Genomic DNA, 15674 nt, shown 5'->3' on the forward strand with positions numbered 1-15674 from the left:
CGGGCTCAGCCTTCATGCAGCCAGGACCGAAGGATCGAGATTGATTCCTCCGGATGGGATTCGACGATATTGGCGACTTTCTTCAGCGAGGACGCCTTCACCTGGCCATCGATCTTCTCGATGTCGATGGAGTCCTCGAATTCTGTATTGCGGGCCGGAAGCGCGGCCGGGCGCTCGCCCTCGGGCAACGCCATGGCCACCGGGCCACCGCCTGCCGGCCCGGCGCCAGCGCCGGCTCCGGCCAGGGCCAGGCCCTGCGGCATGGCAGTACCCGAGGCGCCCTTGATCAGCGGGCGGGCGACCAGGAAGATGATCAGCAGGGCTGTGATGAACAGCACGATGATCTCTGCGGCCCGCATCAGGTCGGCCTTTGTAAAGCTCATGCCGCTGGCGGCCGGCGTTCCCAGCATCGGGTCGATGCGGGCGAATTCCATCTGGCGCACGGTGACCATGTCCTGGCGCACGCCCGGCTCGTCGACAAAGCCCATGGCGGAGCGGACCAGGGCCTCGATCTGCTCGATCTGGGCCTGCGGGCGCTCGCGCCACACGACGCTGCCGTCTTCCTGGGTTTCCAGGATGCCGTCGACGGCCACGGCGACCGACAGGCGCTCGATGCCACCGGCCTCGATGACTTCAGTCCGGGTTGTGCTCGACAGGGCGTAGTTGACCGTCTCATTGGACACTTCACGCGACGAAGCGGATGTCGGTCCTTCGGTTGCGCCTTCGCCACCATCGGGCAGGTTCTCTGAGGCGGAGACGCGGTTGTTGCGCGCGTCCTGGTCATTGCTCAGCTCCTCGGAGCGGTCGCGCGACAACAGGACAGAGCCATCCGGATCGTAGGTCTCCGAGCTCTGCGTGACGCTCTGGCGATCCAGCTCGGCGGTTACCTGGACGCGCGCGGCACCGGCGCCGACGACGCCTTCGACGATATCGAGAATGTTCCGGCGCAGCTGGGATTCGATCTCGGAGCGGCGTTCATCCATGGCCACGCTGGTGGCGGACTCGCCGTCCGTGGCGCTGGCCAGTTGGCGGCCACGATCGTCGGCCAGGGAGATGTGGCCTGGCTCGAGGCCGGCACCGCTGGCCACGATGTTGCGGATGACCCGGATCTGTTCGGAGTTCAGGCGGCCCGAGGAGCTGATCGTCACCGCGCCGGTCGGGGCCTGTTGATCACGGGCGAACAGGCGGCGTTCCGGCAGGTTCAGGTGCACGCGGGCCGAGTTGACGAATGCGAGGGACTGGATGGTGCGCGCCAGCTCGCCTTCGAGCGCCCGCTTCGCATTCAGGTTCTGGATGAAGCTGGTCTGTCCAAAGCTGTCCTGGCGGTCGAAGATCTCATAACCCACAGAAGCTCCGGCCAGCGGGCCACCGGATGCAACGCGGACCCTGGCCTCGTCCACTTGGTCCCGCTCGACATAAATGGCGGTGCCGCCTTCGCGGATCTCGTAGACGATATTGGCCTGGTCCAGCAGTTCGGCGGTCGAGGCCGCCTCGGCCGGGTCGAGCCCCGAATACAGCAGCGACTGGCTGCCACCACCGACGGCGCCCGAAAAATAGACAAGTGCCGCAGCAACGCCGGCGGCCAGTCCGAAGATGGCGACCAGGCGCCCGGCGCCAAATGCTCTGAATTGTTCGATCAGCCCGTTCACGAGAATCCTGCCCTTGGTTTGCGCTCCAATCAGCGAAGCACTGGGCAGAATTTTCCTACCGGGACCGTAAACGAGAGCTTAAGAGACGCGCATACGTCATGCATCCCGCCTCGGGGACCGTGGCAGGACACATGAATATTAACTGTGTTGAAATCCGCCGCTGGCCCCAGGAAGGTGAGGCCGTCGCAGTGGGTCTTGCGGGGGCGCTAGCGGTACTGCTGCAGGCGCGTGGTCCGCAGGCCGGCCAGACCGTGCTTGTCGATCGAGCGCTGCCAGCCGAGAAATTCCTCGACAGTCAGGGAATAGCGCTTGCACGCGTCCTCCAGTGAGAGAAGGCCTCCACGCACCGCCGCCACGACTTCTGCCTTGCGCCTTACAACCCATCTCTGGGTGCTCGGATTGGGCAGGTCGGAGAGAGTGAGAGGGCTACCATCCGGTCCAATGACATAATTTTCTTTTTTAAGGCGCGGCTGCATGTCCGATCCCCGTTCTTTTTTTGTTTGTAGGGTGACCATACGCGCCGGCCTTTAACATGGCCCTAAACCGCTGGGTAAATTTACCTTTAAGGCTGTGGATAAAATCTGCTTCTAAATGTCCTCCCACCCTCCATGGGGCGGTCATAAAATATGGGCCCCGCCGGTTCCGGCGGGGCCCATCAATTCACGGCGCTAACTTGGTAAAGGTCTACCGCTTCATGCGGATCGCTTCATCCATCATCTCGTCAGCGGTGGTGATGATCTTCGACGAGGCCGAATAGGCCCGCTGCGTCGTGATGAGACTGGTGAACTCGTTTGCCAGGTCGACGTTCGAACTTTCCAGGGTCGCAGCCGCAATGCTGCCGGCAGTCCCCCGGCTCGGCGGGTTCAGCGTGTAGGCGCCGGAGTCCGGGGTCACCGTGTAGGTGCCGCCGGACTGGGCTTCCAGGCCGTCCGGATTGACGAAGGTCGCCACCGGGATCTGATAGATCTTGCGGACGATGCCATTGGTGAACTTGGCAAAGACGAAGCCTTCGTCATCGACGTCCACGCTGGCGAAATTGCCGAAGGCTGAACCATTCACATTGGTCGACAACAGTGCCGACGGGCTGTCGTATTGCGTGAAGCCGCCGGGCGCGTTCGGCGAGCCGAAGTCCAGGGTAATGGACTGGGCGTCGATGCCGGTCGCCGTTGCCCATTTGAATTCGTTGGCAGCGAGGGGTGCGACAGAATTGGCAGCGATGAGGTCGATCTGGGTCGGCAGCGTGGAGTTGCCGAGGTCGAGGCGGCCCTGGGCGTCGAAGGCAACCGTTCCCGTGAGCATCTGCCCGTCGACCAGTCCGGCGCCGGTGGCAACATCGGTCGCCGGAACCATGTGGACTTCTGCGTGCCACTCGTTCGGGTTGGAGCTCTTCAGGAGCGAGATCGTCAGTGAACGCACGCCACCTTGGCTGTCATAGAAGGGGACGGAACGTTGGAAGTCCGGCGTGACCGCACCGGACGCCATATTGGTGCCGGAGACCGTAGGGTCGTACGTGGCCTCGTCTGCAGAGACTGTCTGGCCGGCCTGCAGGTTGGCATTGATGCCCATCGTGGTGGTGGCTTCCGCCGCGCCACCAATCGAGGAGAGATTGATTGTCTCGAGGGTGTTCAGGTCGGAGGGGTTCTGGGGCACGGAACCATCCGATGCCACCGGCCAACCCGAAAGGTACTTGCCGGCGTCATTGCGCAGGAAGCCGAGGCTGTCAGCCGAGAAGCGGCCAGCCCGAGTGAATGAGACCGGGTCGGACGAGGTGGCGGCTGCTTCATCGCGGACCACGAAGAAGCCGCGGCCGGAAATGGCCAGGTCGGTGGCCGAGGAACCAGCCGTCAGCAGGCCGGATTCGCCGATCGACAGTCGGGAGACCGAATTCACGCCGGCAGCAGCGTAGCGTGTCGCTGAATTGCCCGCGTCGTACAACGGCGTAAAGATGGCGGAAGCGCGTTTGTAGCCGACCGTGTTCACGTTGGCGATGTTGTCCGAGATCGAGGCGAGGGCGCTCGAGTTGGAGATGAGGCCGGATGCGCCGGCCAAAAGCGCTGAATTGATACTCATGATGTGCTCCTGGCGATTTTTGTTATGGGGAGCGTTCTGCTGGTGAGGTTGACCGGTTTGCCGTTCTGGCGGTCCGGTTCAGGCTGTCGGCCTGCCATTTCAAACGAGTTCGGGTTGTTCTCGCAGGGATAGGATGGAGGAGAGCGGGACCCGGAGGCTGCCCATCTCGACGATGACTTCTGACCCGGAGAGATCGACGCCGGTGACACGCGCGGATGCCTGGATGTTGGCCTGGATGGCGTCACCGCCACTGTCCTGGGCCAAGACCTCCAGAGTGTAGGCCCCATCCGGCATGGCAGCGCCATTATCGTCCAGCCCGTCCCAGGTAAAGTCGTGCTTTCCTGCGCTGTAGGACCCGGATTCGCGGGCCACCACGCGGCCTGTTTCATCCTTGACAAGGAGGGATACGGACGTGGCCGTATCACTGAGCTCGTAGCGCCAGGACGCCTGACCATCGGCCAGCGCCGCCTGGGGCGTGTCAGCAGTTGCCACGCGGCCGATATAGCCGACGGACGAGGCTTGGGCTGATGCGGACTGGAGGAGAAGCAGGCTTTCCAGGTTCTGGTTCTGGGCGATCTGCTGTTCAACGCTCGAAAAGTCGACCAGCTGGTTCACGAATTGTGTGGAATCCAGCGGGTTGAGCGGGTCCTGGTTTTTCATCTGCTGGGTCAGCAGGGTCAGGAACATCTCGAAATTGTCGGCCAGGCCGGTGCGCGAATTATCGAGCGCCGGACTGGAATTGCCGATTGAGGAAATGGCGTCTGTCATCGTGTGTGTCCTCCTAGATCCGGACGTCAACGCCATCGCGTCGACTGATCAGGAAACCGTATGTGTCTCGGGTTTCGACCACGCCGCGCTTCTCGTCTTCCACGGCAGGTGTGGAGCTCGTGAAGATCGGCAGGCTGTCACCATTTTCGTCGCCCTGCTGGGCCGTGTCGTCGCCGAAGTCGCCCATTTCGAATTCCAGCCCGTCCTCGGCGAGGTCGAGGCCGGCATCCTGGAGGGCGCGTTCGAGGTCTCGTGCCGTGCGCTGGAGTTCGACCAGGGTTTCCGGGCGCTCCGCCGTCAGAACGGCGTGCACGCGATTGTCGGCGCGCAGTTCGAGCCGGACATCGACCTTGCCCAGCTCGGCCGGGTCAAGGCGGATGTCAAAGACCTTGTTGCCCTGCTGGAACTGCCGGGAGATCTGGCCGGCGAGCTGAGGCGCTGTGTGGGCGGCAAAGCGGGGCAGGGTGGCGCCGGTGCGGTCAGCGCTTGCGCCGCGACCGTCCAGACGTGTGCCCTGCATCTCGGCCTCAAGTCCGATGTCGCCCTCTGCGGTATCCATTGCGGACATGTCGGCAGGCAGTTCACCCATGGCAGTCTGGGCCACACCCGGCGCGCCCTGCTGGGCGAGCGTGGGTCCTGCGTTCGGCAGGGTGGCATCAGTGCCAGCGCCCTGGACAGGCACCGCGGCGGTTGATGTGGCCATTACCGGTGCAGTCGAGGACGATGCTCCGGTGCTCGATGTGTTGCCCTGTCCCGAGCCAAAGGCGGCTTGAGCCGTCGTGCCTCCTGTCAGTCCGGATCTCGGCTGTAGAATGGCGCGTGTTTCAGGCTGAACGTCGTGGCTGGGAACCGGTTGGGATACTCGTTCGCTGGCGCCAGCCATCGGTCCCGCTGCCTGAGCCGGCGTCCCCCCGCCATTGGCCGGATTGCTCGCTTGAGACGTCTTGGAAACCTGTGACTTGGCAGCGGCAGTGGCGCTTGCAAGGGCGCCAGGCGTGTGCCGGCTGGCCGTTGCGGAGCCGGAATTGTCCTGTGTCCGCCCCGGAACCGGTGCTGACTGCACCACTGGGGCTGTCTGGGCTGTCTGGGCTGGCTGGGCTGGCTGGGCAGTTTGGCCGACCGTACTAGCCGGGGGCGGGGTGTTCGGCGTCTGACCGGCCGCCACTGTTCCGCCCTGTGCCTTTGGCATTCCGGGCTCCTGGATGCCGGTGAGCGGTGCCTTCAGGTCGGGCGACGGACCATTCCCGCTTTGTGCGCGAGCTGCCGGAGCCGTCTGGGCTAACGGATCTGCGGACGCGGCAGGATGCGGCCTCGTCGGGGCGAGCGGGCCATCTGAAGCGGATTCAATGTTCGCAGCCGTCGCGTTTGCCACGGCGGGGGCACCGGCCAATGGCTGCGCCGAGGCGGCGGGGGCTGGTGTTGTTGAGACCGGGCTTGTTACTGCGGGTGTTGGGACCTGACCGCCCTTGGCCAGAGCCTCCTGGGGCGCTCCACTGCTGGTGGGGGCCACGGGTGCGTTGGCGCCGGTAGGTGTGGCGGGGACCTGCGGCTGCGGCGCGGCCGGTTGGCTGGTCAGCGGTTTGGTGGCGCCCAGATCGGTTTTTTCGGCTGGTTTCACGGCCGGCGCGATCGCAGTGCCGGTCATCAGGGCCGTTGTAGCAAAGACGTCGCGAGGCAGTGTCGGGTTTGCGGTCGGAGCTGGCGCGATGCCTTCAGCGCTGCCGAATTGCTCCGGCATCCCGGCCAGCAGGTCTTCCGGCATACCTTCGCCGCCCATCGGTGCGCCCGTGGCCGGGACGGGGGCCGCTGCCGTTTCCGACAGCAGCGCTCCGGCGGAGGTGGCAGGCTTGGCATCGCCTGTACGCGGCTGCACTGCGGCCACGGCTTGGACCGGTGCGCTCGCTTGCGACAGGAGAACCGCAAACGGGGTGCTGGCCGCTGTCGTGTCCGTGACCGCCCCACTGGACAGTCCGGCACTGCTTGCCGGGCTCGACGCCTGGCTCGTGCCATTCAGGAGACTGGCAATGGTTGGGCCTGCTTGCATTTCCGACCGCCTTGGCTGGGGTGACACGGATCTCGCGCCACGGCTTCGTCCTCACAGAGGCAAGGCGTGTGCCATTAGCAGAATCTTTCAAATAGTTGATTTTCAACATTAATTATCCGGTAACTTATGCTGGACCCGCATTGGGTGGGAGAAAACTGCCCGGCACCCGGCGGAAGCTGCCGCCCTGTGCCGGGCGGGCAGCACAGGGTGGGCACCCGGGGTGTCGTGTTCGGACGGCGGCGATTTCCACCGCGCGTCCCTGCGCGCTCCCACGTGCGCGCGCGGGATCGCGGCGTGGTGACGATCCGGGAGCGCCCTGGCCAACTTGGCCCCCGGCTTGCGACGTCTACGGCGACGGGCGCTCACTTCGCGTCACGAAAAAATCTGAAGGCACAAGGAAAATGCAAACTCAGGCAATCACTTATAGCGGAATGCAAGGTCGGTGCAGCGGGCAGTCCATGTCTGTTCTACCCGGCAAGGCTTGCCGCTTTACCGGCAGAAACCGCCGGGTTGCGCCTGTTGTCAGCAGCCGTGCCGGGAGTGAAACATGTCACTGAGCGGAATTCTCGGGAATGCCTTGAGCGGATTGCAGGCCAGCCAGGCCGGCCTCCGGGCAGCGTCGAACAACGTCGCCAACGTCAACACGCCGGGCTATGCCCGTACCGAAGCCAGTCTAACCTCTCGCAGCGCCGGCGGTGTCGCCATGGGCGTCCAGGTCGTTGGCATCAGCCGCGTTGTCGACCGCCACCTGCAGACCGCTTCCCTTCGCGCCATCACCGAAGCTGGCCAGGCGGGAGCGCGAGCCACGGCGCTTGACCGCATCCAGTCGCAATTCGGCAATCTGGACGATGCCGGCTCCATGTTCGCGCGGCTCAATACCGCCTTTTCCTCGATCGCACAGGCCAGCGTCGATCCGACCCTGGCCGTGTCCCGACTGACAGTGGCGGCCAATCTTGACGCGCTGTTTGCGGAATCCGCCCGTCTGTCGACCGAGATCCGCAATCAGCGCCAGGAAACCGACGCCAAGATCAATTCCACGCTGCAGCGTGCCAACGAGATCCTCAACGAAATCTACGAACTCAACGGCAGTGTGCAGAGCCTGTCATCCACCGGTGGAGACACGTCCGGAGCGGCCAACCGGCAGTCGGAACTGCTCGACGAGCTTTCAGGCTTTATCGACGTCCGCGCAGATGCCCAGGCTGACGGCCGCGTCATCCTGCGGACCACGGATGGCGTCCTGCTTCTCGACAACTTTCCGGTGACCTTGTCCTACCAGCAGGCGGGCACCGGCGCTTACGCGATGAATTACGGCAAGATCTACGCTTCGCCGCCCAATGGTAGCGCACCGCAGGAACTGGACGCCCACATTCAGGGCGGCGAACTGCGCGGCTTGCTGCAATTGCGCGACACGGATCTGCCGCAGATGGCGGAAGAGCTGGCCGAGATGACGGCCGGTATCGCCGACGCCCTGAACGCCGCGCACAACAACGCGACCTCCTACCCGCCGCCGCCCAGCCTCACCGGTCGCAATACCGGCCTTGTCGGCACCGACACCCACAATTTCACCGGCGCCACCAGCCTGGCCGTGGCCGGCAGCGATGGCACCATGGTGCGGCGTGTCGATATTGATTTCGATGCCGGCACGTTATCCGTTGACGGCGGCGCCGCTGCTCCCATCGGGACAACGGTGGACAGCCTGACGACCGCCATCAACACTGCGCTTGCAGGCGTTGGTTCTGCCAGTTTTGCCACGGGCACGCTGACCCTGTCGGCCAGCGGCGTGGGCAATGGCGTCGCAGTGGTCCAGGATGCGGCCAATCCCAGTGAGCGCGCCGGTCGCGGTTTCGCGCATTTCTTTGGCCTCAACGACTTGGTGCGTTCGGAGCGCCCGAGTTTCTTCGAAACCGGTCTGACCGGTGCCGAGGGGCACGGCTACGCGACCGGGACCCAACTTGAGTTCTCGATTGCCACTGTGGACGGCAAGTCCGCCGGAACGGCCAGCGTCACCATGACGGCCGGGGGCAGCTTCAACGACATTGTAACGGCGCTCAACAACCCGACGACCGGGCTGGGCCGGTACGTCACCTTCGCCTTTGATAGCCAGGGCCAGCTCGATTACACGGCCAATCCCGGATATGAGAATTTCAGGCTTGAACTGACCATGGACAGCACCAGCCGGACGGGTTCCGGCATGTCCTTCTCCAACCAGTTCGGTATCGGCCTGGAAGCCAAAGCCGCGCGTTCGGAGATTTTCGCGGTTGACCCGACGATCCGCCAGAACTCGTCCCGCCTTGCGCTGGGTCAACTCGATCTTGATGCCGGAACCGTGCCGGGCGATATCGTGTTGTCTGCCGGCGACAACCGGGGCGGGATCGCCTTGCAGGCGGCTCAGTCCCAGACGCGGAATTTCGATGCAGCTGGCACTTTCGGGGCCACGTCTTCCAGCATCCAGGACTTCGCAGCGCGTCTTGCCGGAACCATCGGTTCTCGCGCCGCGCGTGCCGAAAGCGAGGCCAATTCGATGAATGTGCTGCGCGCTACCGCGGCGCAAAAACGCTCCGATGTCGAAGGTGTGAACCTCGACGAGGAACTCGCCAACATGACGGTCTTCCAGCAGTCCTATAACGCCTCCGCCCGCATGCTGCAGGCGGCCAAGGAAATGACCGACACCCTGATGGGCATAATCTAGGAGTTTCGCCCATGACCCGAATTTCTACCTCTGCCGCCAACCAGTCCGCCCTGATGGACCTGATGCGGGCCCAGCGTGACTTGTTTGACGCCCAGCAACAGCTGACGACGGGCAAGAAGGCGCAGGGTCTGAAGGGCATCGGCTACAAGGCAGAGACCATCTCGGCAACACGGGCGGCGTTTGAGCGATCGAAATCCTACGAGGAAGCCGCCATCCGGACCGTCTCTCGTCTCGAGGCCCAGGACCTGGCCCTGGAACGCGTCAGCTCGGCCACGGCCGACCTCCGCGCCGCGCTGACCAGCAAGCAGGGTGACTTCGTCATGCACCAGGTGCGTGAGGCGTTCGGGAATGTCACCGCGGGCCTGAACACCAGCCATGCCGGCTCCTACATCTTTGCAGGGACGCGTAGCGACGCCGTCCCGGTGACGGTCACCACGCTCGACCAGCTGATCCCGTTGGGTTCGGCTGCCGATGCCTTCGCCAATAATGATCGCAAGCCGCAGGTCCAGCTCGATCAGAATCTGACCCTGGAAGTCGGCATGCTGGCCGAGGATGTGGGCGGTGAGGTGATGGCGGCTTTCAAGCGCATTGCGGACTATGATGCCGGCGTCAATGGCCCGTTCGCCACCCCGATGACGGCGGCTCAGGAGGCTTTCATCACGGCCGAGATCCAGTCCATCGTGACCACGCTCGACAATGTGAATGCGCGGGTCGCCGAGAACGGTGCCAAGCTGTCGCAAGTGGAAAACATCGAGAAGGGTCATGCCGACCGCCAGAGTTTTCTGGAACGCCTTCTCGGTGAGATGGAAGACGTCGACATGGCCGAAGCGGCCACGCGCTTCCAGCAGGCCCAGACCGCGCTCGACGTCTCGGCCAAGACCTTCTCGACGCTGAGCCAGGTTTCCCTTCTGCCCTTCCTGCGCTAAACAGCCGCCAACGATAACCGTTTGCTGCGGGCCTTGACCCCGCTGGAGGCGATACGATGACGACCGATCATGCCGGCCGCGCCTTGGCGCGTGCCGATCAATTCCTTGAAGAGTTTGGCCTGGCGGGTGATCCGCTGGGGCTGGGCGGCCAACCGGGCGACCACCGTGTGGTGGTGGCGATGTCCGGCGGGGTCGACAGTTCGGTGACCGCGGCGCTGCTGCACCGCGTCGGCTACGACGTGGTCGGCGTGACGCTGCAGCTCTACGACCACGGCGCAGCGATCCAGAAGAAGGGCGCCTGCTGTGCCGGGCAGGACATCTATGACGCCAAGCGCGTCGCCGAGGAGTGCGGCTTCCCACACTACGTGCTGGATTACGAGAGCCGCTTCCGCGAAGCGGTGATCGAGGAATTCGCCGACACTTATCTGGCCGGCGCCACCCCGATCCCCTGCGTTCGCTGTAACCAGACGGTCAAGTTCGCCGACCTGTTGCAGACGGCCCGCGAGCTCGGCGCCGTCTGCATGGCCACCGGCCATTACATCCAGCGCGTCATGGGCCCGCACGGTGCGGAACTGCACCGCGCCGCCGACCACGGCAAGGACCAGTCCTACTTCCTGTTCGCCACGACGCACGAACAGCTCGACTTCCTGCGCTTCCCCCTGGGCCATCTCAACAAGGACCAGACACGCCAGCTGGCCGAGGCCTTTGGTCTCATCGTGGCCGACAAGCCGGACAGCCAGGACATCTGTTTCGTGCCCCAGGGCCGCTATGTCGACATCGTCGAGAAAGTCCGTCCAGGCGCCTCCAGGCCGGGCGAGATTGTGCATGTCGACGGCCGGGTCATGGGCACCCATGACGGGGTCATCCGGTACACGGTCGGCCAGCGCCGCGGCCTCGGCATCGCCACCGGTGAGCCGCTTTACGTGGTGCGCCTCGACGCCGAACAGGCGCAGGTCGTCGTCGGGCCCCGCGAAGCCCTGACTATCGAGGCGATCGGTCTCAAGGATATCAACTGGCTCGGATCGGACGCCATGGCCGACGGCACCCCCGTGCGCGTCAAGGTCCGCTCGACGCGGCCGCCTGTGCCGGCGGCGCTGTCGGTCGATGGTGACCGGGTCGGCGTGGTGCTCGGCGAGGGCGAAGAAGGTGTGGCGCCGGGTCAGGCGTGCGTTTTCTATTCACCGGACGACGAGGACCGGGTGCTGGGCGGCGGCTGGATCGCATCGACCCATGCCGGGCGGGCGACGACGGGCGGCGTGCGGCTGATCGGTTAAACCGAAATTTACCGACGCAGTTCGCCCTCATCGCGATTCATGAATTGACTCTTAATCGGAACAGAAGTAGAACAAAATGATGAATCTAGACCCTCGGCCTGTTGCGAATGTGATTCTCGACATTGCGGACGAGATGAGGCTTGGATTGTCGAACTTTCATCTCAATAAGGTGCTCTATTTTTCGCAAGCCGAACGCTTGGCGTTCAATGATAAGCCATTGTTTAAGCTAACATTTGAGGCTTGGCAGCACGGCCCGATATTGCCGGTTATCTACCACGAGTTCAAATCTTTTGGCAGCGAAAGCATTCGAGCGCGCGCAACAATTTTGTGCAAAGAAACTGGTGAGCGCGTTTTAGCGCGGTACGACGACCTCGAACTGGACTATAATTTCCTCAGACGAATCGTTTCTGAGTACGGCGCAATGTCTTTTTCGGCGCTGTACGCGGTCGCCCACCAAAGAGGTGGTGCATGGGATGTTGTCTGGAATGAAAGGTCGGAGGGAAAGTTTGGTATGACGATACCAAACGACCTTATAAAAGAAACGTTTACAGGGAATTTAGGGGGAAATTCTTTGGCTTCGGAAAGCCCTTCACGAGGAAGATATGTCCACTGAATCAATAAAGAAGTCCCCCTCCCTTCAACACCTTGCAGCGCACGTTGGCCAATCAGCTGAAGTTATAGCGAAGAATATCGCGAGCGTTGATCCGCGCTTTCTTCCGAAGACATTCGGTGCCCGAAACTACGTTAGTTTTATATTGTCTGGCCAGTCCGTGGAGAACGCGTTGAACCAGGCAATGCTGGAGAAGCGGGATGACCTGCGAAAGGCCGCAACGGAGATAATTCCGTTGGCGGACCAGTACCGTAATGAGAGCCGTATTAAGTGGTTTAGGCCTTGGAAGAGTGAGCTCTATTACCACGCTACTCCCACTTTGGTGATCCCAGTTAAACCGTTAGGTTTAGCTAGCGTGGATGGACGGTGTCGGTTGATTTGGCCTCAGCACTGGAAGACCAAAACGCTGTCACCTTTTCAGTTTAGATTTTGGGCGACAGTCATCCACAAGGCAGTAATCGCAGTCGATCCGGACGTAGACGGGTTCCACTGGCTAGAGATGTCCGCGACGGATAGTCAGCGAACCACCCGTGAGTTGCGGGTGCGGGACGAATCGACTGCTGAGCTTTTGTCTGATCAAGTCATGGCGGAGGTTGCGCAAAATTTGGAGCAGGCGATTGAAATTCTTCGGTCCATGCCTAAGCCCAAGTGGACCCCCAAACGCCCGCCTGATGACCAGCCTGGCCTCTTTGATTAGCGCTCTTTGGACCCTGTTGTTCCCCGCTCGGCGGGCGGTCTCACTGCGAGTGAATAGCCTATCCAGCTGACACCACCCACCGATGCTGCACCTGCGAAATCGCTTGACCCGGACGCGCAGGTTTTCATCATGCGCGGCAACTGAATTCTGGAGGAGACCCCAATGAGCGCACACGACGATCCGATCGTCATCGTCGGCATGGCCCGCACCCCGATGGGTGGCCTGCTCGGCGAATTGTCCACGATGTCGGCCAATGAGCTGGGCGCCGTGGCCGTCAAGGCGGCGATGGAAGAGGCGGGGCTTGCCGGCGACGATGTCGACCAGATCCTGATGGGCAATGTGCTGATGGCCGGCCAGGGCCAGGCCCCGGGCCGCCAGGCCGCGATCAAGGCGGGGCTGCCCAAATCGGTCGAGGCGACGACGCTCAACAAGATGTGCGGTTCGGGCATGCAGGCGGCCATCATGGGCCGCTCCGCCATCCTTTCGGGTGATGCGGAAATCATCATCGCCGGCGGCATGGAGTCGATGACCAACGCGCCGCACATGCTGCCCAGCCACCGTGGCGGTTTCAAGTATGGCCACGACACGCTGAAGGACCACATGGCCCAGGACGGGCTCGAGGACGCCTACGAGTTCAAGCCGATGGGCGTGTTCGCGGACATGATTGCCGAAGAGCATCAATTCACCCGCGAGCAGCAGGACGCCTACGCCCTGGAAACCCTGGCCCGCGCCCAGCGCGCCACCAAGGACGGTGATTTCAAGCGCGAGATCGCGCCGGTCACCTACAAGACCCGCAAGGGCGAGGTCACGGTCGATACCGACGAGCTGCCGCGCAAGGCCATGCCGGAAAAGATCCCGAGCCTGCGCCCGGCCTTCTCCAAGGATGGCACGGTGACGGCGGCCAACGCTTCGGCCATCTCCGACGGTGCCGCGGCGCTGATCCTGATGCGCCTGTCGGAAGCGGAACGCCGCGGCCTCAAGCCTGTCGCCAAGATCGTCGCCACCGCCGCGCACGCGCACGAGCCGGCCTATTTCACCACGGCTCCGGTGCCCGCCATGCGCAAGGTGGTCGAGCGCGCCGGCTGGCAGATCGAGGATGTCGACCTGTGGGAGATCAACGAGGCCTTTGCCGTGGTGCCGATGATCGCGATGAAGGAACTGGGCATTTCCCACGACATCATCAATGTCAATGGCGGCGCCTGTGCGCTGGGCCACCCGATCGGCGCCTCCGGCGCCCGCATCATGGTCACCCTTCTTGCGGCGCTGGAAAAGCACGGCAAGACCAAGGGGGTGGCCTCGCTTTGCATCGGCGGCGGGGAAGCCACCGCGGTTGCGGTCGAACGCCTGGCCTGACCGGACTGACCACGCTGAACGACAAAGGGCGCGACCGGCTGGTCGCGCCCTTTTCTAATTCCCGGCTGTCCTAGGTGTAGGCGCCGGCCGAATAGGTCAGTTCATAGCTGTGGCTGTAGAGCTCGAAAACGATGCCGAACGGGTCTTCGACATAGACCATGCGGTAGGGTTTCTCGCCCGGATAGTAATGGCGCACCGGCATGCGCTGCTTGCCGCCGGCCTCCACGATGCGTTCGAGCAGGCCTTCCACGTCGGGATCCTGGATGGCGAAATGGAAGGTGCCGTGGGTGCGGAAGTCCAGATTGTTGTCCGGGGCGCTGTTCTCGTTGAACTCGAATAGCTCGATGCCGACCCGGTCAGCGGTCGACATATGCGCGATTCGCAGCTTCTTCCAGCCGGGGCCGAAGACGTCGGTGCACATCTGCCCGATCGGGCTGTCGTCTTCGACGATCTCGGTCGGCTCCATGATGATGTAGAAGCCGAGCACGTCGCGGTAGAACTTGACCGCGGCCTCGACGTCCGGGACGGACAGGCCAATGTGGGAGAAGGTGCGGGGGGTCGGGGTCTGGGACATTGGGCGCTCCTCGAAATTGCTGTGTGAACAGGAGGTAGGTTGGCGCTATCAGAACTTCCAATTATCGTTTGGAATGTTTTTGATAACGAAATGAGCCAAGACATGCTCAACGCCCAATGGCTCGAAACGTTCACCGCGCTGTGCGAAATCGGCCATTTCACCCGTACGGCCGAGCGCCTTCACATGACCCAGCCCGGCGTGTCACAGCATGTCCGCAAGCTCGAGCGCCAGATCGGTCAGCCGCTGATCACCCGCCAGGGGCGGGACTTCACGCTGACTCCGGCCGGCGAGCTGGTGTTCGCGCTGGGGCGGACGCGGCGCGAGCAGGAAGATCGCCTGCGCCAGGCTGTCATGCTCGACGATCCTGACCAGGGCGAGGTCTCAATTGCCTGTTCTGGAAGCTTCGCCATCCTGCTGGGGCCGGAAGTCTTCTCCCTGATGCGGACAGCGCCGGGCTTGCGTGTTCATATCGAGGCGGCGCCTCAGCCCGCTGTTGCCGACGGGGTCGTCCAGGGCCGGTTCGACCTCGGCGTGTGCGACCGCGATCCGGGCCACCCGCGGCTGGCCGCCGAGTTGATCGGCCGCGAGGAGCTGTGCCTGATCATGGCTGCAACCGCCAAGGCCGTGCCGTCCTGTTTGGCCGACCTCGACGCGCTGGGTTTCATCGACCACCCGGATGGAGCCCGCTATGCAGACGAGTTGCTCGCATTGAACTTCGCCGACGAGTTCGAGGGCGCCGACCGCCTGCGCACCCGTGCATTCGTGAACCAGATCAGCCAGATCCCGGCCCCGGTGGCGCGCGGTGTCGGCTATACATTGCTGCCGCGCAGTGGCGTTGAGGTGCACCCGGATCGTGCCAGCCTGAATATCGTCCCGCTGCCGCAGCGACATTTCCACGACCTGTGGCTGGTGACCCGGCGCGGCCGGGTTCTGCCCGCGCGGGCGAAACGCCTGGCTAAATTGTGCCGGTCGGTCGGATCCGCTTTGGCGCAGGCGTGAATGGCACCGCCGGATGACGGT

General features: G+C 63.4%; 13 protein-coding genes. 7 read left to right on the forward strand and 6 right to left on the reverse strand.

The window, feature by feature from the left end:
- Window positions 1-5: 5 nt before the first annotated feature.
- The 5 genes from fliF to ACXYMR_RS10715 form a co-directional block, all read right to left on the reverse strand.
- The gene (fliF, locus tag ACXYMR_RS10695) at window positions 6-1649 is read right to left on the reverse strand and encodes a flagellar basal-body MS-ring/collar protein FliF (protein ID WP_458942850.1); all 1644 of its coding nucleotides are present in this window, start codon (window positions 1647-1649) and stop codon (window positions 6-8) included.
- Window positions 1650-1855: 206 nt separating this feature from the next.
- Window positions 1856-2125 carry a CtrA inhibitor SciP gene (gene sciP, locus ACXYMR_RS10700; RefSeq protein WP_458942851.1) on the reverse strand — a complete coding sequence of 90 codons (270 nt, stop codon included), beginning with the start codon at window positions 2123-2125 and terminating at the stop codon, window positions 1856-1858.
- Window positions 2126-2333: 208 nt separating this feature from the next.
- On the reverse strand, window positions 2334-3719 hold the full coding sequence (locus ACXYMR_RS10705) for a flagellar hook-basal body complex protein (protein ID WP_458942852.1): 1386 nt from the start codon (window positions 3717-3719) through the stop codon (window positions 2334-2336).
- Window positions 3720-3818: 99 nt separating this feature from the next.
- Entirely contained in the window at window positions 3819-4487 is a 669-nt protein-coding gene (locus ACXYMR_RS10710; protein WP_458942853.1) for a flagellar hook assembly protein FlgD, read from the reverse strand.
- Between the two features lie 13 nt (window positions 4488-4500).
- Window positions 4501-5190, reverse strand: coding sequence for a flagellar hook-length control protein FliK (locus ACXYMR_RS10715; RefSeq protein WP_458942854.1), 690 nt, complete (start codon window positions 5188-5190; stop codon window positions 4501-4503).
- A 1888-nt stretch (window positions 5191-7078) separates the two neighbouring features.
- On the opposite strand from ACXYMR_RS10715, the gene flgK reads away from it, so the two are divergent.
- The 6 genes from flgK to ACXYMR_RS10745 all read left to right on the forward strand — a co-directional run bounded on the left by flgK (window position 7079) and on the right by ACXYMR_RS10745 (window position 14080).
- Entirely contained in the window at window positions 7079-9220 is a 2142-nt protein-coding gene (gene flgK / locus ACXYMR_RS10720; RefSeq protein ID WP_458942855.1) for a flagellar hook-associated protein FlgK, read from the forward strand.
- Between the two features lie 11 nt (window positions 9221-9231).
- A complete protein-coding gene (locus tag ACXYMR_RS10725; protein WP_458942856.1) occupies window positions 9232-10146 on the forward strand; it encodes a flagellin in 915 nt (304 codons plus the stop codon).
- 56 nt (window positions 10147-10202) lie between these two features.
- Entirely contained in the window at window positions 10203-11420 is a 1218-nt protein-coding gene (gene mnmA / locus ACXYMR_RS10730) for a tRNA 2-thiouridine(34) synthase MnmA (protein WP_458942857.1), read from the forward strand.
- A 76-nt stretch (window positions 11421-11496) separates the two neighbouring features.
- Entirely contained in the window at window positions 11497-12033 is a 537-nt protein-coding gene (locus tag ACXYMR_RS10735; RefSeq protein ID WP_458942858.1) for a Panacea domain-containing protein, read from the forward strand.
- Complete coding sequence (locus ACXYMR_RS10740) at window positions 12023-12727, forward strand: hypothetical protein (RefSeq protein WP_458942859.1); 705 nt, start codon at window positions 12023-12025, stop codon at window positions 12725-12727. Before ACXYMR_RS10735 ends, ACXYMR_RS10740 begins: the two co-directional genes overlap by 11 nt.
- A gap of 162 nt (window positions 12728-12889) precedes the next feature.
- Window positions 12890-14080, forward strand: a complete 1191-nt coding sequence (locus ACXYMR_RS10745) for a thiolase family protein (protein ID WP_458942860.1) — start codon at window positions 12890-12892, stop codon at window positions 14078-14080.
- A gap of 70 nt (window positions 14081-14150) precedes the next feature.
- On the opposite strand, the gene ACXYMR_RS10750 is transcribed toward ACXYMR_RS10745, so the two are convergent.
- Window positions 14151-14654, reverse strand: a complete 504-nt coding sequence (locus ACXYMR_RS10750; RefSeq protein ID WP_458942861.1) for a lactoylglutathione lyase family protein — start codon at window positions 14652-14654, stop codon at window positions 14151-14153.
- Window positions 14655-14756: 102 nt separating this feature from the next.
- Here ACXYMR_RS10750 and ACXYMR_RS10755 point away from each other — a divergent pair, with 102 nt between their 5' ends.
- Entirely contained in the window at window positions 14757-15653 is an 897-nt protein-coding gene (locus ACXYMR_RS10755; RefSeq protein ID WP_458942914.1) for a LysR family transcriptional regulator, read from the forward strand.
- Window positions 15654-15674: the final 21 nt, after the last annotated feature.

The sequence above is a fragment of the Maricaulis sp. CAU 1757 genome (genome assembly GCF_054482675.1).

Coding starts and splice junctions, on each gene's coding strand:
- sciP (WP_458942851.1), bottom strand. CDS start 2,125: ATGCAGCCGCGCCTTAAAAAAGAAAATTATGTCATTGGACCGGATGGT.
- ACXYMR_RS10705 (WP_458942852.1), bottom strand. CDS start 3,719: ATGAGTATCAATTCAGCGCTTTTGGCCGGCGCATCCGGCCTCATCTCC.
- ACXYMR_RS10710 (WP_458942853.1), bottom strand. CDS start 4,487: ATGACAGACGCCATTTCCTCAATCGGCAATTCCAGTCCGGCGCTCGAT.
- ACXYMR_RS10715 (WP_458942854.1), bottom strand. CDS start 5,190: ATGGCCACATCAACCGCCGCGGTGCCTGTCCAGGGCGCTGGCACTGAT.
- flgK (WP_458942855.1), top strand. CDS start 7,079: ATGTCACTGAGCGGAATTCTCGGGAATGCCTTGAGCGGATTGCAGGCC.
- ACXYMR_RS10725 (WP_458942856.1), top strand. CDS start 9,232: ATGACCCGAATTTCTACCTCTGCCGCCAACCAGTCCGCCCTGATGGAC.
- mnmA (WP_458942857.1), top strand. CDS start 10,203: ATGACGACCGATCATGCCGGCCGCGCCTTGGCGCGTGCCGATCAATTC.
- ACXYMR_RS10735 (WP_458942858.1), top strand. CDS start 11,497: ATGATGAATCTAGACCCTCGGCCTGTTGCGAATGTGATTCTCGACATT.
- ACXYMR_RS10740 (WP_458942859.1), top strand. CDS start 12,023: ATGTCCACTGAATCAATAAAGAAGTCCCCCTCCCTTCAACACCTTGCA.
- ACXYMR_RS10745 (WP_458942860.1), top strand. CDS start 12,890: ATGAGCGCACACGACGATCCGATCGTCATCGTCGGCATGGCCCGCACC.
- ACXYMR_RS10750 (WP_458942861.1), bottom strand. CDS start 14,654: ATGTCCCAGACCCCGACCCCCCGCACCTTCTCCCACATTGGCCTGTCC.
- ACXYMR_RS10755 (WP_458942914.1), top strand. CDS start 14,757: ATGCTCAACGCCCAATGGCTCGAAACGTTCACCGCGCTGTGCGAAATC.